Source organism: Salinivibrio sp. YCSC6 (assembly GCF_004916735.1).
GTDB lineage: Bacteria > Pseudomonadota > Gammaproteobacteria > Enterobacterales > Vibrionaceae > Salinivibrio > Salinivibrio proteolyticus.
This window is the reverse complement of sequence record NZ_CP039516.1, coordinates 1,004,232-1,026,547: the sequence shown is the minus strand read 5'-3', so window position 1 is coordinate 1,026,547 and position 22,316 is coordinate 1,004,232. Positions and strand designations below refer to the sequence as shown.

The window sequence follows — 22,316 nt, the reverse complement described above, 5'->3', positions numbered from 1 at the left end:
TCCGGTTGCACTTATTTATCGGTTTTCTTCCGCAACCCCTCAAGCGCACGTTGTAACTTTGCTTCCATCGGCGCGTCGAGATCCATGGTCTCTTCACGGCCCGGATGCACAAAGCGAATTTTCGCCGCATGCAGGAAGAGTCGATTAAGTCCGACTTGTTTGGTATACGCATCAAAGCGCGGATCACCGTAGCGGTCATCCCACGCGAGTGGATGACCCATGTACTGTGCATGTACGCGAATCTGGTGCGTTCGTCCCGTCACTGGGCTAGCCTGCACCAGCGTCGCCTCAGCAAAACGCTCAATCACTTTAAAGCGAGTTTCCGACGGCTTGCCATTGGGGTTCACACGCACAATGCTATTTACTTCATTTTTTAATAGAGGTGCCGTAACTTTACGCTGTTTCGCAGGCCACTCCCCCATGACGAGCGCGTAGTAATCTTTTCGCACTGTCTTTTCACGAAATTGTGCTTGAAGATGCCGCAATGCCGAGCGTTTTTTCGCAATCAACAAGATCCCAGAGGTATCACGGTCAATACGATGCACCAACTCTAAAAAACGCGCGTTAGGGCGCAACGCACGCATGGCTTCGATCGCACCGAATTGTAGGCCACTTCCGCCGTGCACCGCTGTACCCGATGGCTTGTTCAACACCAAAAGATGGTCATCTTCATAAAGAATGCAGTTTTCTAACTCTGCCACTTTGTCTAGCTTTGTACTTGGCGCCACTTGCTCATCGCGCTCAGGAAGCCGAATAGGCGGCACGCGGATCAGATCGCCCGCTTGAAGCTTATATTCTGGTTTTATTCGTTTTTTGTTAACTCGCACCTCTCCTTTACGAAGAACGCGATAAATCATACTTTTTGGGACATTTTTCAGCTGATTTCGCAGAAAATTGTCGATACGTTGGCCGGCGATGTCATCGTCAATTTCGATAAATCGCACTTTTGATTTTTGTTCTGTCATAGCGAGTGATTGTACCTCTAAGCGACGGGACATGCACCTATCTAAACCCTGCCCTCAACACCACTGAATACATGGCAGCAAAGATAATCGTGCAAAAAACGCGCACATTCGTCCGCTTTTTCTACCAACCCGACACAAGCAGCGAAAGCCGATTGCTGGACTCTGGTCTGGCTGCTATAGTTGCGGCGTTAGTCAGAAAAGGGAATCACTTTTCGGCGACATAACGGGCTTGCCTGTTAAAATATCCATAATTTCGAATGCTTTTCGTGCTTTACGCAGCACTCGGCGTAAGACGTAAGCCAAAAGCACCCGTTAGTGTGTTGACACGATGGCTGTTTGCCAGTGTCAGAGATATCCGCCATGAGTTTAAACACGGCGGACGCCAACTGCATAATCCGGTGAGCCACAATAACCGTCGCAGCTGGCCGATAAAAATTTGCCCGAGCGCACCCCTGATTTTCTCCAGCCGAGAGGTTGCACCATATCAGACTTGGGGTCAGGCAACATTGGCGACTGCTCTCGTCATCAACCGCTAATAACAACGATAAATAAATGAGAACAATCTGATGAAAAGAATGTTGATTAACGCAACTCAAAAGGAAGAGTTGCGCGTCGCATTGGTTGACGGTCAACGGCTGTACGATCTTGATATCGAAAGCCCTGGCCATGAATCGAAAAAAGCTAACATCTACAAAGGACGTATCACCCGTATTGAACCTAGCCTGGAAGCGGCATTTGTTGATTACGGCGCTGAACGACACGGTTTCCTCCCGCTAAAAGAAATCGCCCGCGAATACTTCCCTTCCGGTTATACCTATCAAGGCCGTCCTAACATCAAAGATGTGGTGAAAGAAGGCCAGGAAGTGATTGTCCAAGTGGACAAAGAAGAACGCGGTAACAAAGGCGCGGCACTGACGACCTTTGTCTCTTTAGCAGGTAGCTATTTGGTCTTGATGCCAAATAACCCGCGTGCCGGTGGCATTTCGCGTCGTATCGAAGGCGAAGAACGTAACCAGCTCAAAGAGGCCATGTCAGGTCTTGAATTACCGCAAGGTATGGGCCTGATTGTACGCACCGCTGGTGTCGGTAAATCGGCCGAAGAATTAGAGTGGGACTTGAAAGTACTACTCAACCACTGGCAAGCAGTCAAAGAAGCGGCATCATCCAACCCTGCCCCTTTCCTGATCCATCAAGAAAGTAACGTGATTGCACGTGCGATTCGTGACTACTTACGTCGCGATATTGGTGAGATCTTGATCGACAGCGAAAAAGTCTTCAAACGCGCTCAAGAACACATCCAGTTAATACGCCCAGACTTTGTCAGCCGCATCAAACTGTATGAAGGCGAAGTGCCGCTGTTCAGCCACTACCAAATTGAAAGCCAGATTGAGTCGGCCTTCCAACGCGAAGTGCGTCTCCCGTCAGGCGGATCTATTGTTATTGACCCGACCGAAGCCTTGACGTCTATCGACATCAACTCGGCACGGGCCACCAAAGGCAGTGATATTGAAGAAACAGCGCTACAAACCAACTTAGAAGCCGCGGAAGAGATCGCTCGCCAGCTTCGCTTACGTGATTTGGGCGGTTTGGTGGTTATCGATTTTATCGATATGACGCCTGTGCGCCACCAACGTGAAGTGGAAAATAAGCTACGTGATTCGGTTCGCATGGATCGTGCACGTGTGCAAATTGGCCGTATCTCACGCTTTGGTCTGCTGGAAATGTCACGCCAACGCTTGAGCCCGTCTCTCGCCGAAGCCAGCCACCATATTTGTCCACGCTGTAAAGGAACGGGTGTTATCCGTGACAACGAATCGCTTTCTTTGTCGATTCTGCGTCTCATGGAAGAAGAAGCCATGAAGGAAAACACGGCGCAAGTTCTAGGTATTGTCCCTGTGCCTGTCGCCTCTTACCTGCTTAACGAGAAGCGTCGGTCGGTACAACATATTGAGAAGTACCACAATGTTAAAGTGGTTGTGGTACCAAACGCGGATCTGCAAACCCCACACTTCGATGTGGTGCGCATCCGCGGCGGCGAAGAAATGGCAAGCTTGTCGTACCATCTGCCAAGCCAGCTTGAGTCGCTAAAAGAAGCGGAAACGCGCGAAGAACCACAACAAGCGCGTCCGGCGAAAAAGCGTGAAGAACCTGTGTTACAAGGATTTGCCGCGCCAAGCTCACCAGCGCCAGCCGCGAAGCCCGCCACAGAGACAGCACCTAAACAGCCAAGCCTGTTGGCCAAGTTAGGTAAATTCTTGTCTGGCCTGTTTGCAAGTGACAACACGTCTGAGGCAACGCCAAGTCAAGCGAGCACGCAATCGAGCAACCGCCAATCGGGTTCATCGACGCGTCAACAACGTAGCAAACGCGATCAAAGTGGACGCAATAAACCTCGTCAAAATCAGGCCGCGCCGCAAAAAGACGAGCAAGATGACAACGCGCAAGATCGCAACCGTAACAATAAGCCGCGCCGTAGTAACAAATCGCAAGATGAGCGTCGCGACAATAACCGTAAAGTCAAGAAAAACCGTAACGAGAAGCCAAAGTCAGCCCAAGCTGACAAGGTAGAAACGGCGAAGAAACAGCCTGAGAAAGCGGACAATAACGCGGATAACAAGGCAGAAAAAACGGAGAAGGTGAAACAACGTCGCCAACGCCGTAAGCTAAACCGCAGCGTGCGTGTCAACAAAGACCAGCCCAATGCAATGACCGCGTCTGCACAACCACAAGAACCGGCAAAAGGGAAAGATCTCCAACAAGTCGGTGCCGATGTGGCGCAGCAAGCTAAACAGCAACAAACAGACAACGGCCAAAGTCAGCAAGACAAGCCTGCACGTGAAGAGAAGCGCCGTAATCGTCGTTCTCCTCGTCACCTGCGCGCAAGCGGCCAGCGTCGTCGTCGCCGTCCAATGGTGAAAAGCCCGATGCCACTCACCACCGGCATGGCCTCGCCAGAAATGGCGATGGGTAAAGTCTGGTCGACCGAGCAACCTATCAAAGTCAAACAGGACCGTCGTCGCCAAGACAAACGCCAAGCCGCATCTGTGATTGCAAGCGGTGTTGCACGTCCTGAAATGGCGATGGGTAAAGTGATTGTGATGCGCACTCCGAGTGTCGCCGCAGCGCCAACGCCAGAGAAAAAGCCAGCCGTTGAGCCAGTGCCAACCCCCCCTGTGGTTGAAGCCACGCCATCGGTAGCCGCATCACCGGCACCAGCGACTACACCGGAGCACGATCCAAATGTGGCCTTGGTGACGGAGAAAGTGATTGAGCGTGAAGCTGTTATCACAGCGCCTCAATCAACCATTCGTTATCGTCGCGCAACATCACCAATGATGAAAGCGCCTGCACCAAACCAAGTGGTTGATCATGCGCCAGTGCGCATCGCCGCCTTTAAAGTGCCCAATGCCAACGCGAAAGCGGCTGGCAGTGCTGAAGCGCGAGCTGCGGCTCAAGCACCGGCAACTAAGCCTCAGTATTGAATCGATACTGACGCTTAAACGTGATGAGAAAGCCCCAGCAGCGCTGGGGCTTTTTTTTTCAACAAAACCACTAACTATCGGGAAAATTGATAAAAATGCGCCGATCCACACGCTTCTCGACCAACTTGCTTGTCAAAGCAAAAAAAGGAAGTAACGTCACTGTGTAGCATTCCTTCTGCCTGTTTAGCGTTGCAGACAGAATCATTAAATAGCTGCTTTAAGGACAAGGCTGTTAATCATGAGAAAGCTGTTTATCGCTCCCCCGTTTAAGCGTCTTCATCACACCTTGATGTTGGCTTTTCTCCTGCTGAGCTTATTGCCTCTGATTCTCGTGGCACTTTTTTTCCTTAATGCTCACAGCAAGGATTTGCAAGAGCAAAGCACCGCACACTTACTTTCTGTACGCGATAGCAAACAACAACAAGTGCGTGATTACTTTGATGCTAAAGAGTCTGAAGTGTTAGGGTTCGTCGCATCAGAGCTCGCCTATGCCAGTGGCGGTCACTTTTATGGCTTAGTGAATGCCTTCCGCAGCCTAGGCCCTGATATTGATTCCGCCCGGCAGTATGCACAAACTCGCTACCATCCCGGTTCAGGTCACGCGATAAAAACGCCCGTCAGCAAAGGCTCGCCGAATTATCCCGGTGTAGAACGCTACCGCTTACTGCACAAACGTTATCATCGCGCCTATTTAGCACTATTGGCACGCGCAGACTTTGACGATCTTCTACTCGTCGATAAACAAGGTAATGTCACCTATTCAGTCAAAAAGCATTCGAACTATGGGACCAATTTATTGACGGGCCCTTACCAAGATAGCGAGCTGGGTCACACCTTTGCCGCGCTAAAGCGCCAAGATAGGCAGGTGAAAGGTAAACGCGATCCTCACCCTAATGTCGTCATGTCAGACTTTGCCCAAGATCCGGATGGCAACGCCTATGCATGGCTCGGCGCTCCCATTATTCAGCAAGGCTACCTGCACAGTTATGCCTTGTTTCGGCTTCCCAATCACGCGCTGACCGCGTTAATGACCCCTTCCTCTTCATCCGACATTCAAACCTTGTTAGTCGGAGACGATCTGCAAGTGCGCGGCCATTCATCGACCCCAGAGACGATTGCCAACAGTCTGGCAGTGATTGAAAAGGCACTGGATAATCACACAGGGGTTGAACGCTATGACAATGCGTCCGGCGACACCATGCTGGCGGCCTTTGCGCCTATCTCAACCCATGGCTTGCATTGGGCGCTTGTCGCTGAAGTGCCAATCGACATTGCGTTTGCGAGAGTTCGCCAACTCGAACAGCTGTTTATTGTTGCGATGCTGTTGGCCGGCTTTGCCGTGGTGGCTGCATCGAACAGTATGTCGAACTTTATTACTCGCCCTTTGTTGCAGCTGACATGGGCCGCAGAGAAAGTGAGTGCGGGCGATCTAGATACTAAAATTCATCACACGCGTCGGCATGATGAAATCGGGCGTTTGGCGGTCAGCTTTTCTCGTATGCGGCGCGCTATCCGTGAGAAGCTTCAGCTTATCCACCAGCAAAATCAAACACTTGAGCAAAGCTTGGCGACGATTCAAGAGCAAAACCAAGAGTTGCAGTTGGCTAACAAGCTCAAAGACGAGTTTCTAGCTACCACTTCGCATGAGTTGCGCACGCCTTTGCATGGCATGATTGGGATTGCCGACGCCTTGATCGCTGGTGCGAATGGTCCAATTAGTCGTGATCATCAGTATCAACTTTCGATCATTGTTAACAGCGGCCAACGGTTGGCGAAATTAGTCGATGATCTGCTCGATTATCATAAAATGCGTTATGGTCAGCTCTCGCTCGAAAACGAAGCGGTCGATATCACCAGCCTAGCGCGTCTTGTCCTTTCTTTGGCTGAACATCTCAAAAAAGATAAGCCAATCCGTATCATCAATCAGCTCCCCTCGTCCTCTTTGTGGGTCTGTGCCGATACCCAGCGCCTTGAGCAAGTGATGTATAACCTGATTGGTAATGCAGTGAAGTTTACTGATGCCGGTAAGATAGTGTTGAGTGCGGAAAAAATTGATGACAGGGTTCGTATTCAGTTAGTCGATACCGGGCAAGGGATCCCGCCCGAGCAACTGAACGTGATCTTTGAGCCACTCACTCAAGCGGTCAGCGATCACTACCACTATCAGCATGGTGCCGGGCTGGGCTTGTCGATCACACGTCAGCTGATTGAGCTTATGGGCGGTCAGCTTTATGTAAGCAGTCAGCCACAAATCGGTACCACATTTAGTTTTACCCTACCCGCGATCGAAGCGCCTGACGAACCGGTTGTTCATTTACCCAATGACGAACAGCCTTCTCCCCTCTGGCAACCCTTTACCCCACAGGACGTCGAAAATAAGACGAACGCAACCACCGCCACTTGCGATGATGGCTTACTGATCTTGGTGGTTGATGACGAACCCACCAATCAACAAGTATTAACCAGCTTTTTGCAAATGGAGGGTTATCAGGTTATTACCGCTAGCGATGGCGAAACGGCGCTACAACAGGTCGAAAAAGAACGTCCTGCGCTGGTATTGCTCGATATACTCATGCCCGGGATAAGTGGCTTTGAAGTCTGTGAGCGATTACGCCAGCAGTATCATCATGGGGCGCTTCCCATCATCATGCTCACTGCCCTTAATCAACCTGATGATCGCATTCATGGTTTTAACGTGGGTGCTAATGACTATTTGAGTAAACCGTTCAATAAGCAAGAACTTGCCGCTCGTATTGCCACGCATCTTGCCGCCTGTGATGCCGAGCGACGTCAGCAAGAAAATCAGCGATTGGAAGCCGCATTAGCGCAAAGTGCAGAGCGACAGGCGAGTCTGCTCGAAACCCAGTCATGGCTGATTTCACAATTATCCCTCGCCCCTGAAGCGATCATCGGGGCAGGCAGCGATGGTCAAATCCGGTTTGCCAATGCATCTGCCGCTGCGTTATTTCAACAGCAAGATGCCAATCTCAAGCGTATGCATAGTCATGCCCTGATCCATGAGCCGGATGAGAGCCAACAGCTCGAGCGCTATCAAGGTAAGTTGACTGTTTATATCGGCGACCAGCATCGTGATCTAGAAGGCATGATTTTGCGTTTCCCGGCGGCTTCTGAGATAACCACCTTATATGTGATGAACACTGATACGCCCGTCTCGCTAGCGCGGATCCAAAGTTTAGAAAGTGCGATTGAGGCTTTGTCTGGCTATGCATTCCGCGGTGATGCGCGCCAACTGGATAAATTAAAAGCCATGGGCGGTGAGTTTGAAGCCTTAGTGAGCCAAGCCCAGAGCCAGCAAGAGGATAAAGCGCAAGCGCGCCGACAACTCATTGTCGATGCGATGGTGGCTGGACTCGAATACTGGGAAAAAACGACGGGCAAAAGTAAGTTCGATTTTGCCGAACAAAGCGGGCTGTGGCGGGTCTACCTCGACCGCAGTAGCCTACAAACCCGCACATTGGATAAGTACTTACTGCTGGAAACCTTACCCAAAACACCAAGGTGGCGCACAGTACTCAGCTCTATTCGCTATATTCTTGACCACTGTGACAAACACAATACCGATCGTACTCAGTTAGAAACCTACTACCGACAGCTGCGTCAGCTGCTGCTAGAAGACTAACACACCCTGTACCACCTTCTCCCCAACGTGCCTCTCCTATTGAGGACAGGCACTTTTCTCTTTCCTTACCCAATAAGCAATTAATCAGGACAATTAATCAGGACAGACACACTTATCTTCCCAATGGGGACAGACACTTTAAATATTCAGACTCTATACATTTAAAGTGCCTGTCCCCTTAAATCTAAAGTGCCTGTCCCAACAAGGATCCACCAACCTACGTGATAATAATTCACGCAAATAAACGGGGGCTTTAATGCCGATATCAGTCCAAGCCTGAGCGATAGTTGGAGCTAAAAACCAAGATTGTGGGAGGTATCACAACAAAACGGCAAGATTAAATTCTTGATTAAAAATAAGCTCAAAGAAACATGTGACATGTGTCGTCCTTGAGAAAGTAACAAATAAGTCATTGATATTTATTGGTATAATCTAGTTCCGTTTCTGGTTTTTATCTCAGAAGAGAAAGCGAGTCAGAATACATCTTCAATTTATCCCGATCGATTTTAACGGTTTTAACGTCATGAAAGTGGTTTTTTACGATTTTAACGATTAATGACGTTGCGAGGCGTTCTATCGGCATGCTTATTTGAAGAGGTTCACCGGCCGCTGTGTTATCGATTGCTGATGTATACGATGACCAGACAACAGACAACTAGATGCCGGTGCATCGGCAAGCTTGAGCTCGCGAAGGTTGTAAGCAACGAGCTCACTATCCATCACGTGAACTGAAAGCAACAGTAAGGAATGGCTATGTTTTCGAGTAACATTAGATTTGCCAGCAAGACCCTACTTGCCTCTGCAATTATTGGTGCGCTGAGCGCAAGTGCTGGCGTCAGTGCCGCCGAGCGCAGTGAGCTCACTATCCACCCGAAAGAATTCAATACCTTTGTCCGTAACTTCAACCCTTTCCTTGGCGCCACCTACCTGCACACCACGACTGATTTCGTGTATGAGCCCTTGGTGGTGTTTAACGAAATGAAAGGCAACCAGCCTGTCTTTCGTATCGCGAGCGGCTATGAAATGGCGGATGACCTGAAAAGTGTCACCTTTACCCTACGCAAAGGGGTGAAATGGTCAGACGGCGAAGCCTACACTGCCGACGATGTGGTGTATTCATTTGATTTGGTTAAAAACCATCCTGAGCTCGACCAATCTGGGATTAATAAATGGATTGATGATGTGAAAAAAGTCGACGACTATACCGTCCGCTTTGAACTCACCGAGGCCAATTCCAACGTACCGTACGAGATCGTTAAAGTGCCAGTGGTGCCCGAACACGTTTGGAAAAACATCGAAGACCCAGCATCTTACACCAATGAAAACCCAGTAGGCTCTGGCCCCTTCACCACTATCGATACCTTCACCTCTCAGCTCTATATTCAATGTCGTAACCCCTATTATTGGGATAACGACAACCTTGATGTCGACTGTCTGCGCGTGCCGCAAATCGCCAATAACGACCAGTTCTTAAGTAAAGTGATCAGTGGCGAAATGGACTGGACCTCCTCGTTTATTCCTGACATTGATCGCACCTATGCCGCGGCCAATCCAAACCATCACTATTGGTATCCTGCCGCCGGCACCCAAGCCTTTATGGTCAATTTTAATGACCCTGATCCGGCCAAGCGTGAAGCACTGACCAATGTCGACTTCCGTCGTGCATTTTCGATGGCGCTAGACCGTCAAACCATCATTGATATCGCGTTTTATGGCGGTGGTACAGTGAACGACTTCGCGTCTGGCTTAGGTTATGCGTTTGAGTCTTGGTCCGACGAAGCGGTGCATGAGAAATATCGCCAATACAATACGTACGATCTAGACGGCGCCAAAGCACTGCTTGCGAAAGCCGGCTTTAAAGATCAAGACGGTGATGGCTTTGTGGAAACCCCATCAGGCAAATCGTTTGAGCTCGAAATCCAATCTCCTAATGGCTGGACCGACTTCAACAACACCGTTCAGCTTGCGGTTGAGCAACTTGCCGAGGCCGGCATCAAAGCCAAGGCACGTACGCCTGATTTCTCGGTGTATAACCAAGCGATGCTTGAAGCCGACTACGACGTCGCCTACACCAACTACTTCCACGGTGCGGACCCTTACACCTATTGGAATAGTGCGTATAACTCCAACCTACAGAAAGGGGATGGCATGCCGCGGTTCGCGATGCATTATTACCAAAATGCTGAGCTCGACAAGCTGTTAGACAGCTTCTACAAAACCGCGGATAAAGCCGAGCAACTGGAAATTGCCCACCAAATCCAAGCGATTATCGCCAAGGATCAGGTCACCATTCCGGTGCTTTCTGGTGCACAAATGTATCAATATAACACAACCCGCTTCACCGGTTGGTGGAACGAAGACAATCCGAAGGGTCGCCCCTCTATCTGGGCCGGCATTCCTGAGCGTCTTCTTCACGTGCTGGACCTTAAGCCCGTCCAGTAACCACTATCGGGCGCCTTGCGCGCCCGCTTTTCCACGGTGTTCACGCCACGAACATCACCACTTCGCTGTGTAAGGTGTGGGTTATGGGTTATTTTTTCCGACGGCTAACTTTTTACATGATTGCCCTTTTAGTGGCAGCAACACTCAATTTTATTATTCCTCGTGCCATGCCCGGTGATCCTGTCACCATGATGTTTGCCAACGCCTCAGTGCAAGTCACTCCAGAGCGCATTGAGGCAATGAAACAACTGCTGGGCTTTGTCGATGGCCCCCTCTATATGCAGTATTTCACCTACATGAAAAACGTGCTGAGCTGGGATTTAGGCACCTCCATCCAATTTTATCCGCTGTCGGTAAACGAGCTGCTAGGCAAGGCCTTTGGCTGGTCGCTGTTTCTCGCCGGCAGTGCGGTGCTGCTGTCGTTCTCGTTGGGCTCGATTTTGGGCATTTTTGCCGCTTGGAAACGCGGTGGGAAATACGATGCTGTGATCACCCCAGGCATGCTGATTATTCAAGCGGTGCCTCAAGTGGTTATCGCGATGCTGGCGCTGTTTATTTTCGCCATTGGGCTGAAATGGTTTCCAACCGGATACGCCTACACGCCAGGCGTGACCCCAGACTGGACCAGCTGGACCTTTATTAAGGATGTGGCCTATCACGCTGTACTCCCACTTTTTTGTGCCTCCATCATTCAAGTAGGCGGTTTTTTGGTCAACATGCGTAACAACATGATTAACCTGCTTGCGGAAGACTACATCACCATGGCTCGCGGCAAAGGGTTAAGCGAAAACCGCGTGGTGTTTAACTATGCAGCGCGGAACGCGCTCTTACCCAGTGTCACCGCGCTATCGATGTCGCTGGGTATTGCCATCGGGGGCCAACTGATTGTGGAAATCATTTTTAACTACCCCGGTCTTGGCTCGGTGCTTTTGAATGCGATCAACGCGCGCGACTATCAAGTCCTACAAGGCCAGCTACTGATTATGACCTTGTTTATGCTCTCGTTTAACTTAATTGCTGACATGCTGTACGTGGTCCTTGACCCACGCCTGCGCAAAGGAGGCAAATAATATGAAAGATCTCCTCACGCTTATCGTGCGCAATAAGATTGCCCGCGCCGGTTCCATCATTGTTGGCCTATTTATATTGATGGCGGTCTTCGCGCCGTTGTTGACCCAGCATGCGCCAGACAAACGCACGGGTAACCCGCATGAATACCCCAGCTTTATCGTCAAAGCGGCGCAAGCCAACCCAGACGGCTGGGTCGCCACACACTTAGCGGATGATCGTCGCACCCTACTGATGTCGAAAAAGGCCGACCATGTCCTTGGCACTACCCGTATGGGCCGCGATGTCTGGTCACAGTTGGTACATGGCGCCCGAGTTTCGTTGGCGGTGGGTTTTGGGGCTGGCATCACCGTGTGTGTCCTCGCCACCTTAATCGGCATTACCGCCGGCTATTTAGGCGGTTGGGTTGACGATGTGCTCACCGCCGCAATGAATATTATGTTGGTGATCCCGCAATACCCACTCCTGTTCGTGCTCGCCGCGTTTATCGGCGAAGCCGGACCGCTGACGATCGCCATCATTATTGGCTGTACCTCCTGGGCTTGGGGGGCACGAGTGGTTCGCTCACAAACCCTTGCCCTGCGCGAAAAAGAGTTCGTGAAAGCCGCCGAAGTGCTGGGGGAATCGCGCTTTCGTATCACCTTTGTCGAGATCTTGCCTAATCTCGTGCCCATTGTTGGCGCTAGCTTTATTGGCTCGGTGATGTATGCCATTGCCATGGAGTCGATTATCTCTTTCTTAGGCCTTGGCGATCCCAACACCATCAGCTGGGGGATCATGCTCTACAACGTACAAACCTCCTCATCCATGCTGATTGGCGCTTGGTGGGAGCTGCTCGCGCCTTGTATTGCGCTGACCTTACTGGTGACGGGGCTTGCGTTACTCAACTTCGCGGTGGATGAAATTGCCAACCCGCAATTACGTGCGCAAAAAGGGATGAAGCGCTGGAAAAAACTCAGCCAACAAGAAAAGAAAGCCCGCGACGAGAATCCCGTTGCCGAACACATGCTGATCAGTGGAGATAAATCATGAGTCGCACCCCACTTATCTCAATCCGTGACCTGTGCGTCGACTACATTACTGATGCTGGTGATGTCCGAGCCTGCGATCACGTCAATTTTGACATTGCCCCCGGTGAAGTATTCGGCTTGGCTGGCGAATCGGGATGCGGTAAATCCACCGTTGCCTTTTCGCTGATGCGTCTGCATAAGCCACCTGCCTTTATCACCGGCGGCGAAGTCATCTTTAACGGCGAGAATATCCTCGATTACAGCGATGCTCGGATGCGCGACTTTCGCTGGCGCGAGATGTCGATGGTGTTTCAAAGCGCCATGAATGCCCTCAATCCAGTGCTGACGCTCGAAGAACAGTTTTGCGATGTGCTGATGCGCCACACCAACTTGACCCGCAAACAAGCGGTGAAGCGGGCTCAAGGCTTGCTAGAAATTGTCGATATTCATCCCAGCCGTCTGACCGATTATCCGCATCAGTTTTCGGGCGGGATGCGTCAACGCTTGGTAATTGCCATTGCACTGGCCCTCAACCCGAAAATGATCATCATGGATGAGCCCACCACAGCATTAGATGTGGTGGTGCAGCGCGAGATCTTGCAAAAAATCTACGCGTTAAAAGAAGAGTTTGGCTTTTCGATTCTGTTTATCACCCATGATTTATCGCTCATGGTCGAGTTTTCCGATCGGATTGGGATCATGTATTCCGGTGAGCTGATTGAGGTCGCGCCGTCCAAACAGGTGCTCAACAACCCCTACCACCCTTATACCGAAGGACTGGGCAGCTCATTCCCCTCACTCACCGGACCTAAGCGCCAGCTCACTGGGATCCCGGGCAACCCGCTCAACTTGCTCGAAATCCCGACCGGTTGCCGCTTTCAAGCGCGCTGTGCTCAGGTGCATGAGCGGTGTCGAACCACGCAAACGGCGTTGCGCCAAATCGAACCGGGCCGGTATTCCAACTGCCATCTATACGGCGAGCCCATCGCCCAACAAAAACTCTAATAACGCGCCAATGTGAGGAAGTCAGTGATGAGTACAGGTTTTGGAGAACTGCTGGTTGAAGGGAAAAACGTGGTGAAAGATTTTCCCATTAACAGTCATGCCCTTAAACAACCCATGATGCGAGCGATCAATGATGTCTCGTTCAAAATGTACAAAGGCCGTGGACTTGCCGTGGTGGGTGAGTCGGGCTCGGGCAAATCAACCACCGCGAAAATGATCGCAAAAATGTACGCACCGACCGACGGCTGCATTGAATATCGGGGCCGCGATATTACCACCATTAAAAAACGTGATGAGCTGATGCGCTATCGCGAAGGCCTGCAAATGGTCTGGCAAGACCCTTTTGGCTCGCTCAACCCCACGCATAATGTGTTTCATCATATTGCGCGCCCGTTGTTGATTCACAAAAAAGTCGCCAAGCGCGACAAAGCACAACTGAAAGAGCGAGTGTTCGAGCTGCTCGAGCAAGTGGGCCTCACTCCGGCCAAAGAAACGGCGGAGAAATTTCCCCACCAATTGTCGGGCGGTCAACGTCAGAGGATAAACCTAGCGCGAAACATCGCCGTAGGCGCGGAAGTGGTACTCGCCGACGAGCCGACCTCGATGCTGGATGTGTCGATTCGTGCCGGTGTGCTTAACCTCATGGAAGAGATGAAAGTGGAGAAGCAAATGTCGCTGCTCTACATCACCCATGATATCGCCACCGCGCGCTACATTGCCGAAGACTTGGCGGTGATGTACGTCGGCCATATGGTCGAATGGGGAGACACCGAAGAGATTATTCATCGCCCTCAGCATCCTTACACCCAGCTGTTGGTCTCGGCCGTGCCCGACCCGAGCAAGTCTATTCATGAAAAACTAAAGGGCCACAAGGGTGAGATCCCCCTATGGACACCGGATTCGGTCGGCTGCCCTTTTGCTGGCCGCTGCCCACATGCGACAGCCAAATGCACTGAGCAGTTACCCGGCGTGACCAAACTCGCCGACAACCACTATGTGCGCTGCTATTTGTACGAGCAATAGCGACCAATAAGGATACCATCATGCAAGTGCTGACCAATCACATTGGCTACTCGTTACACGGTGACAAATACGCGGTTATCGTCAGTGACAGCGACCGCCTCACCGGCACGTCCGTGGTACTGATTTCCCTGCCTCCTCTTAGGGGGACAGGCACATTTAACACTGCCGATAAAACTGCCTCCCCCTCTGGGGACAGACACTTTAACGATGCCGCAAAAGATGCAGAAAAAAGCAAGAATCTTACCGGGACAGGCACTCTTACTCTCAGGACAGACACTTTTGTTGGTGGGACAGACACAGCATCACTCGATAACGTGGTGGCGCAGTTTGAATTACAGCAAGGCACACAGTTAAACAACTGGCAGATAGGCACGGCTTATACCCTCGATTTTTCTGCCTTTGCACATCGCGGACGCTATCAACTCATGCTGTTAACAGACACACCGGTATATTCCCATCCGTTTGAGATCAGGGATAATTGTCTGTTTCACACCACGTTTTCCGACCTGCTCCATTACTTTAAATCGCAGCGGTGTAGCGGTATTTACGAACACGCGGATCAGCGCGCCAAAGTATTTGGCTCTGATGAACGCATGGATGTGTCCGGCGGTTGGTACGATGCCTCTGGCGATGTGAGCAAATACCTGAGCCACCTTTCCTATGCCAATTACTTCAATCCGCAACAAATCCCGCTGTTGGCTTGGGGGCTGGCCGATCTTGCCAGCCAGTTTAGCTCGGACACGCTGCCCGCGTTTATGCGTACGCGATTAGCCGATGAAGCGAAACACGGCGCCGATTTTCTTCTCCGTATGCAACACCCCAGTGGCTTCTTTTACATGACGGTGTTTGATCAATGGTCGAAAGATCCGGAGCGCCGCACCCTTTGCGCTTATGAGACGCAAGATGGCGTGATGCGTGAGGCTTACCAAGCCGGTTTTCGTCAAGGCGGCGGCATGGCGATTGCTGCCCTTGCCGCCGCAAGCCGAGCCCCGCTTTACGCGGAGCCAGACCAACAAACACGCTATTTAGACGCCGCCATTCGCGGCTACTGGCATTTGGTTGAACATAACCACCATTACCTTAATAACGGTGAGCCAAACATTATTGACGAAACCTGCGCCCTTCTCGCTGCATGCGAGTTACATCACGCCACTCGACAATCTACCGAGGAGCAATCTTCCGGGGACAGTCACGCTTATTTAATGGGACAGGCACCTTTAGGTTCTGGGGACAGACACATTAGTGCGAACGGTGACTGTCCCTTCTTGAGAGAGGCTCGAGGCTGGATGCAAAAGCTGGTCGCACGGCAACGCAGTGATGAAACTTGCCAGTATTATTGGTCAGCAAATGCTGATGGGAGCCGCCCGTTTTACCATGCCGCCGATGCGGGTCTACCCGGGTTGGCATTAGTTCGCTACCTCGATGTGGAAACCGACCCCAGCCATCAGGCTATCGCACAAACAGCCCTGGAACGCGCCTGCCAGTTTGAGCTCAACCTAACACAAACCGCCGATAATCCATTCGCGTATCCGCGTCAGTACGTCAAACCCGTCGATGGCGTCAAACAGGTGCGTCATTTTATTCCTCACCACAATGAAACCGGCTATTGGTGGCAAGGCGAGAATGCACGCTTGGGATCACTGGCGACTTTTGCGTGTCATGCCACACGCCATATTCATGACGATACGCTGAATACTGCCCTCCAGACCTTTAGCCAACGGGCGCTTAATTGGATCCTCGGTTTAAACCCATTTGACATCTGTATGCTCGATGGACATGGCCACAACAACCCAGATTACCTACCGTACTTGGGCTTTTTTAATGCCAAAGGGGGGATCTGCAATGGCATTACTTCAGGAATGGAGGATGAAACACAGATTGCATTCAACCCCGCACCATATTGCGATGATATGGCGCAAAACTGGCGATGGGGCGAGCAGTGGTTGCCACATGCAAGCTGGTTTATGCTCGCCATCAGTGCGCAAACACTGATTGGCAACGGCCACTCTAACAAGGAGAACGCGTGATGACTTACCGCCTCGATCTTAGTGTGATCAACGAGTATCCCAATGATACCCCGCCGCGCAGCCGAATGGGGTTAACCTTGCATAACCTCACCGACCGTTCGTTGGAAGCGCTGTCCATTGCGGTACTGTTTGATCGCTTCATCAACCCCAATACTCTGTCACAAGGCAGTATTGAGCAAATTGGCAGCTATTGCGTCATTACACCGGCGCATCAAACTCTCGATGCCAATCAGAGCTTGTACATCGAGTTTGATGCCCAGACGCCGCCATTGCGGCTCCTTTGTGCGGGCTTTAAAGATGCACTGCTCTATGCCAATGGCGAGCAATATTCGGTGATGCTCACTCCCATTAACTTGGCACACACTCATACCACACGATCAACGATTCCAGATGTTCATCCCGCCGAGCACGCCATTATTCCGGTGCCCAAATCAGTGCGCCACCAGCCAGGGTACTTTACGCTTTCACCTACAACACCGTTAATCGCGGTGGATCCACAGGCCCTTCCCGCCGCACAGTGGCTAAGCAACGAATGGGTTCGCATGTATCCGCAAGCCGATATTGCACTCGACCCACGCCACCAAGATGCAGTCACTGGCGATCATGCTATTATCTTACGGCCGTTACCCGACTCCGCACTTCGAGGTATCGCCCACCGTGATGAGGCCTACCAGCTCACCGTTACCGACCAAGGCGTGGTTATCCAAGCCTGTGCTGAGCGCGGGTTTATTCACGGCTGCGCATCGCTGTTACAACTTTGCCAAGAGCATGAAACACAACTTCGAATACCGGCAATAAAAATCAGCGATGCACCACGCTTTGCTTACCGAGGGATGATGCTCGATTGCGCGCGCCATTTTCATTCGGTGGACACGGTAAAGCGACTGATTAACCAGTTAGCCTATTTTAAGTTCAATACCTTTCACTGGCACTTAACCGACGATGAAGGCTGGCGACTGGAGATTAAAGCCCTGCCTGAATTGACGCGCTATGGGAGTCAACGCGGCCCCAATACCCGCCTTGCCCCGCAATTCAGTCATATTGCAGAACGTCACGAAGGTTATTATCGCCAAGAAGACGTACGTGACGTGATTGAATACGCCGCAGCCCGCGGTATTACCGTCATTCCAGAAATTGATATTCCCGGCCACTGTCGCGCAGCCATTAAAGCGCTGCCTGATTGGCTACACGATGCCAACGACCGCTCTACTTACCGCAGCGTACAACACTACACCGATAACGTATTATCGCCAGCCCTCGAGGGCACGTATCGATTTTTAGATACGGTATTAAGTGAAGTCGCTGAGCTTTTCCCCGCCTCATGGGTCCATATTGGTGCCGATGAAGTCCCTGACGGGGTATGGACGGATAGCCCAATTTATCGGGACAGACGCATGAACGGAGAAACGACCGCTTCGCTACAGGGGCAGATATTGACCTATGCGGAGCAAAAGCTACGCGCCTTGGGCAAACGTATGGTTGGCTGGGAAGAAGTGCAGCACGGCGATAAAGTCAGCAAAAACACCGTGATCTATTCATGGCAAAGCGAAGACGCCGCATTGCATTGTGCGCAGCATGGCTTTGATGTGATTTTAACCCCGGGTCAGGCGACCTATCTCGATATGGTGCAAGATTATGCTGCCACCGAGCCCGGCCTCGACTGGGCGGGCGTCACGCCATTAGAGAAAGCCTACCAATATGAGCCGCTGGCAAGTCTTGCCAGTGATGACCCCGCCCGTGAGCATATGCTAGGCGTGCAATGTGCACTCTGGAGTGAACTGATCACCAATCAGGACAGACTCGATTACATGGTATTCCCAAGACTCACCGCCATTGCAGAAGCGGCTTGGAGCCACAGTGAGCGCCGTGACTGGCTCGATTATCTGGCCAGACTCAAAGCGCAATTACCGCGTTTAGACAAGTTCGGTATTCAATACCGTTCCCCTTGGGCATCGAACAAGTAGGCCGAATTCGCCCACCTGGCAGCGCCTCCTGCGCTGCCAGCTCTTTGCGCTCGCATCCCATCTGTTTATAATGCCCAGCCATTGTTGTCAGTCTGAGAGTGTTTCCGGCATGCTACGCCAAGAAATTAATACCCTACTCACCCCTATTCATGGTTTTCTGCACTGTCAAACCCCCGACAGTTGGATTGACGCGGCCATTCAGCCTGACAATCAATCGATTCTTTTACGCGATCACGCAAACTGCGAATTAAAAGCCAGCCAAACCGCGATGTGGTTGATCCGTAAATATGCGGTTGACGCAGCGAGTGGCGAGCAACTGCTAGCATGGGCCAAACCTTATGAGGATTTTGTCTATCGCGGCGTTCGCGATGGGATCTTCCACGCGCGCAAAAACGGTCTCAGCGCGCCTTTAACCCCTAAAGCGGGGTTTGCCCACGGCCAAGCCTTGATTGATAAAATGGTCCGGTTAATCAAAGAAGAGTTTCATCACTTTGAGCAAGTGATTGAAATCATGGACGCACGCGGCATTCCTTATCAACCGTTAGAAGCAGGTCGCTACGCCAAAGGATTAATGCGCGCGGCACGCACTCACGAGCCGGCAACCTTGGTCGACAAACTGATTATTGGTGCCTACATTGAAGCACGCTCCTGCGAGCGCTTTGCCAAAGTCGCCCCGCACCTCGATGATGAACTGCAAAAGTTCTACATCTCGCTACTGCGCTCGGAAGCACGCCATTATCAAGATTACCTCACGCTTGCAGAAACCATCGCCGGCGAAGACATTCGCGACCGCATTCAAGCCATCGGCGAGCGCGAAGCCGAGTTGATCCAAGCGCCCGACAGCCAATTCCGCTTTCATAGCGGCGCCCCTGCTTAGCTTCTTCTTATAGGGACAGGCACTTTTTATTTTCTGCGAGGACAGACACCGTTACGCATATCCCTAATCGGCTTCTTTTCTAAGGACAGGCACTTTACTTCTTCTAGTTCTTGCTAGGGATGGACTCGGAGTTCTCAAGGACAGACACTTAGTTCTTATTGGGACAGGCACTTTATGACCATCGACGCTAACAGGACAGTCACCCTGTAGTGACTGTCCTTGTTGTGTCGCGACGCCCTACTTAGTATTCGAGACAATCACGCCTAAGACAGACATCTTTAGCAAGTAACAACTCTCGTAGTTACACCATTTCTTGCACTGTTACGAAAATCCAATTCATAAACAATGAAGACTGTTTATTTATGGCTCTTCATCGTTCATGGTGGAAAGTCATATCAAGCCCCCCAAAATAGAACAGTATTGCTGTCTTGAACCTTTGTTTGTTTCTAAAGCCTTTAGCTCTAAGCTTCATGTATTGGATCTTGGCATTTATAGCCTCCGCCAAGCCATTCGATGCCTTAAGCCGCATTGCATTAAGGATTGCTGGTAAGTGCTTTTTCACTGTCGCCGCTGCTGTCATCAATGGTTTAATTCCACTTGCTTTAACTAAAGCAAGCCACTCTAGCCATTGATTCCTTGCGCTTCTGATCGAACCTCCGTACCAGATCAGTCTTGCTTGCTCTTTGAGCAACCAGCTAAGGCTTGTATCTATCATGAGCTTGGCCAATCTGTTTATACGCTCCCTCAGGCGACCTTTGAGGTTTCTATTTCTTTTGAGCCAGCCATAACGCGTTCTGTAGCACTCTCGTTTAAGGTATGGCGGTAGACGGTTAACCTCTTGCTTGCGAACATCGTCAACAGCTTTGGTGAGCACTTTTGCTACGTGAAAATGATCAACTGCAATCAAGCGTTTAGATCGTGAGCCAAAGAAGGACTCGGTTGCATTCATAAAAGCTTGGCTCATATCCATCGAGACTGAGCGGACCTGCTGTCTAGCGAGGTTAGGCAGCACTCGATAGCAGTTTGCTAAGCTTTGTTCACTTTTACCGTCGGCAACAGCGAGAACTTGGCCCGTTCGGCTCGACATCACAGTGACATAATCATGCCCTCGGCAAAAGGCAGTTTCGTCTACCAACAGATCTTCTACCTTATTTAAATTTCTACGGGCGAGCCCTCGTGAAACAGCCTTTTTCATTATCCGATCAATGGCTCCCCAACTCAGTCGAAAGGCTTTAGATACAGAGTGAAGAGAAGTGAACTGAAGTGTTTCAATAATCTTTGTCTCGAAGAGTTCGGTATAGCGACTACCAGGAGATGCCCAAGGAACAGAAACGGTTTGAACCCCGTGCTTTGGACAATCAGCACGTGGGACTTGGGCCTCAAGATATGTTTCGTACTGGCATGTATCTAAATGACGCCATATCCGCTTTCGAGAGTCATGCTTTCTTACCGCTTTCGAACATGTTGGACAAGCAACGCCTGAAGGACTTTCGTACATGATGGTCACGGTAATACGTTGGCTCTTTTTATCCACCTGGACAGAGTCGACAGTCCATGGCGGAATCAGTCCAAGGATCGCTTGATAGAGTGCTGTATCTTTCATCTGATTCAGGGCTCAAGTGCAGAGTGTTTCCTTATTGTCCAATTAATCGGAAAACTTGAAAAGAAACACTTTCCACCACATCCGATGAAGAGCCTTATTTATACAGTACGATTTACCTCTATCCAGAGCCAAGGGAGAGAGACGATGACCAAAGCTCGCGCATCGCAAATAAATTTGGCCGCCACACCCTATTATCATTGCGTATCACGTTGTGTACGCCGCTCGTATTTGTGCGGCTATGATACTCAGTCGCAAAAAAGCTATGAGCACCGTCGCGCATGGATAGAAACGCGTTTACTCGCATTAGCCAAAGTGTTCTGTATCGATATTTGTGCTTATGCCATTATGAGTAATCACTATCACGTTGTTTTACATATCAACGCGAACGCGGCTCAGTCTTTAACCAACATCGAGGTTATTGAACGCTGGCTAGCCTTTCATCAAGCGCCTGCGCTTATCCAGCGTTTTCATCAGGGTCAATCGCTCTCTCACTCAGAGCGAAAAGCGTGTTTTCGCATCATTGAGAGCTGGCGCGAACGTTTGATGTCTGTCAGCTGGTTTATGAAGCTGCTTAATCAATATATTTCGACGCAAGCGAACCGAGAGGATCAATGTTCAGGGCATTTTTGGGAGGGACGCTTTAAAAGCCAAGCCTTATTAGATGAAAAAGCACTCGCTGCGGCGATGGCCTATGTCGATTTGAACCCAGTGCGAGCAGGTATCACCAAACAGCCTAAACAAGCCAATTACACATCGATTAAAAAGCGCGTTGAATCACTCAAGCAAAATAAAGCGACGCCAGCCGGCTTATTCCCCTTCGCCGGGAACCCGAGACAGTCGATGCCCGACGGTATCCCTTTTCGCCTTATGGATTATTTAGCTCTGGTAGAATGGACGTGCGATCAGGGTCAGAGAGCCAATTCACTCCCGAGGCCACATCTACTCGCACAACTGAACATCTCGCGTGAAACCTGGTTAAGTACATGCTCTCATTTGGGAGACGGAAACGTCGTGGGTTCACTATCGAGTATCCAAGCGGCCTTGCCAACACTTGGCCTAAAGCGCATGACCGGCGTCATGATCCTAAGTGAGTAAGGCTTGTCGTCGAGTGCATCTCAATAGCGTAAACACGAAATAAACTCGCTAATGCCTCATCCAATCCAATAAGCCAGCACCATTATCAATACAAACAACACACCCACCGCTTTTA

Annotated in this window: 13 protein-coding genes; 11 read left to right on the top strand and 2 right to left on the bottom strand. The window is 50.7% G+C overall.

Annotated features, from left to right (window positions below):
- Positions 1-11: 11 nt before the first annotated feature.
- Positions 12-965 (bottom strand): 23S rRNA pseudouridine(955/2504/2580) synthase RluC, encoded by a 954-nt coding sequence (rluC, locus tag E8E00_RS04555; protein ID WP_096631446.1) that lies wholly within the window; start codon positions 963-965, stop codon positions 12-14.
- A gap of 575 nt (positions 966-1,540) precedes the next feature.
- Between rluC and rne the strand changes: the two genes are divergently transcribed.
- The 10 genes from rne (at position 1,541) to E8E00_RS04505 (ending at position 19,503) form a co-directional block, all read left to right on the top strand.
- Complete coding sequence (rne, locus tag E8E00_RS04550) at positions 1,541-4,447, top strand: ribonuclease E (protein WP_096631448.1); 2,907 nt, start codon at positions 1,541-1,543, stop codon at positions 4,445-4,447.
- 238 nt (positions 4,448-4,685) lie between these two features.
- Complete coding sequence (locus E8E00_RS04545; protein WP_096629132.1) at positions 4,686-8,087, top strand: response regulator; 3,402 nt, start codon at positions 4,686-4,688, stop codon at positions 8,085-8,087.
- 753 nt (positions 8,088-8,840) lie between these two features.
- Complete coding sequence (locus E8E00_RS04540; protein WP_077765735.1) at positions 8,841-10,529, top strand: ABC transporter substrate-binding protein; 1,689 nt, start codon at positions 8,841-8,843, stop codon at positions 10,527-10,529.
- Between the two features lie 83 nt (positions 10,530-10,612).
- Positions 10,613-11,599, top strand: a complete 987-nt coding sequence (locus E8E00_RS04535; RefSeq protein WP_046075428.1) for an ABC transporter permease — start codon at positions 10,613-10,615, stop codon at positions 11,597-11,599.
- Position 11,600: 1 nt separating this feature from the next.
- Positions 11,601-12,629 carry an ABC transporter permease gene (locus E8E00_RS04530; RefSeq protein WP_046075427.1) on the top strand — a complete coding sequence of 343 codons (1,029 nt, stop codon included), beginning with the start codon at positions 11,601-11,603 and terminating at the stop codon, positions 12,627-12,629.
- Positions 12,626-13,612, top strand: coding sequence for an ABC transporter ATP-binding protein (locus E8E00_RS04525; RefSeq protein WP_096629135.1), 987 nt, complete (start codon positions 12,626-12,628; stop codon positions 13,610-13,612). The genes E8E00_RS04530 and E8E00_RS04525 overlap by 4 nt, the downstream gene beginning before the upstream one ends.
- A 27-nt stretch (positions 13,613-13,639) precedes the next feature.
- Positions 13,640-14,635: an ABC transporter ATP-binding protein gene (locus E8E00_RS04520; RefSeq protein WP_096629138.1), complete on the top strand. Its 996-nt coding sequence runs from the start codon at positions 13,640-13,642 to the stop codon at positions 14,633-14,635.
- Between the two features lie 20 nt (positions 14,636-14,655).
- Positions 14,656-16,662 (top strand): glycoside hydrolase family 9 protein, encoded by a 2,007-nt coding sequence (locus E8E00_RS04515; protein WP_240531900.1) that lies wholly within the window; start codon positions 14,656-14,658, stop codon positions 16,660-16,662.
- Positions 16,662-18,626 carry a beta-N-acetylhexosaminidase gene (locus E8E00_RS04510; RefSeq protein ID WP_096629141.1) on the top strand — a complete coding sequence of 655 codons (1,965 nt, stop codon included), beginning with the start codon at positions 16,662-16,664 and terminating at the stop codon, positions 18,624-18,626. Before E8E00_RS04515 ends, E8E00_RS04510 begins: the two co-directional genes overlap by 1 nt.
- A 109-nt stretch (positions 18,627-18,735) precedes the next feature.
- A complete protein-coding gene (locus E8E00_RS04505) occupies positions 18,736-19,503 on the top strand; it encodes a tRNA-(ms[2]io[6]A)-hydroxylase (RefSeq protein ID WP_096629144.1) in 768 nt (255 codons plus the stop codon).
- Positions 19,504-19,873: 370 nt separating this feature from the next.
- Here the strand turns inward: E8E00_RS04505 and E8E00_RS04500 are convergent, their stop codons facing one another.
- Positions 19,874-21,106, bottom strand: a complete 1,233-nt coding sequence (locus E8E00_RS04500) for an ISL3 family transposase (RefSeq protein ID WP_096629147.1) — start codon at positions 21,104-21,106, stop codon at positions 19,874-19,876.
- A 144-nt stretch (positions 21,107-21,250) separates the two neighbouring features.
- Between E8E00_RS04500 and E8E00_RS04495 the strand changes: the two genes are divergently transcribed.
- Positions 21,251-22,201 carry a transposase gene (locus E8E00_RS04495; RefSeq protein ID WP_096629150.1) on the top strand — a complete coding sequence of 317 codons (951 nt, stop codon included), beginning with the start codon at positions 21,251-21,253 and terminating at the stop codon, positions 22,199-22,201.
- Positions 22,202-22,316 lie beyond the last annotated feature (115 nt).

What these genes read in the sequence shown, in the direction of transcription:
- rluC (WP_096631446.1), bottom strand. Translation starts at nt 965, where the DNA reads ATGACAGAACAAAAATCAAAAGTGCGATTTATCGAAATTGACGATGAC.
- rne (WP_096631448.1), top strand. Translation starts at nt 1,541, where the DNA reads ATGTTGATTAACGCAACTCAAAAGGAAGAGTTGCGCGTCGCATTGGTT.
- E8E00_RS04545 (WP_096629132.1), top strand. Translation starts at nt 4,686, where the DNA reads ATGAGAAAGCTGTTTATCGCTCCCCCGTTTAAGCGTCTTCATCACACC.
- E8E00_RS04540 (WP_077765735.1), top strand. Translation starts at nt 8,841, where the DNA reads ATGTTTTCGAGTAACATTAGATTTGCCAGCAAGACCCTACTTGCCTCT.
- E8E00_RS04535 (WP_046075428.1), top strand. Translation starts at nt 10,613, where the DNA reads ATGGGTTATTTTTTCCGACGGCTAACTTTTTACATGATTGCCCTTTTA.
- E8E00_RS04530 (WP_046075427.1), top strand. Translation starts at nt 11,601, where the DNA reads ATGAAAGATCTCCTCACGCTTATCGTGCGCAATAAGATTGCCCGCGCC.
- E8E00_RS04525 (WP_096629135.1), top strand. Translation starts at nt 12,626, where the DNA reads ATGAGTCGCACCCCACTTATCTCAATCCGTGACCTGTGCGTCGACTAC.
- E8E00_RS04520 (WP_096629138.1), top strand. Translation starts at nt 13,640, where the DNA reads ATGAGTACAGGTTTTGGAGAACTGCTGGTTGAAGGGAAAAACGTGGTG.
- E8E00_RS04515 (WP_240531900.1), top strand. Translation starts at nt 14,656, where the DNA reads ATGCAAGTGCTGACCAATCACATTGGCTACTCGTTACACGGTGACAAA.
- E8E00_RS04510 (WP_096629141.1), top strand. Translation starts at nt 16,662, where the DNA reads ATGACTTACCGCCTCGATCTTAGTGTGATCAACGAGTATCCCAATGAT.
- E8E00_RS04505 (WP_096629144.1), top strand. Translation starts at nt 18,736, where the DNA reads ATGCTACGCCAAGAAATTAATACCCTACTCACCCCTATTCATGGTTTT.
- E8E00_RS04500 (WP_096629147.1), bottom strand. Translation starts at nt 21,106, where the DNA reads ATGAAAGATACAGCACTCTATCAAGCGATCCTTGGACTGATTCCGCCA.
- E8E00_RS04495 (WP_096629150.1), top strand. Translation starts at nt 21,251, where the DNA reads ATGACCAAAGCTCGCGCATCGCAAATAAATTTGGCCGCCACACCCTAT.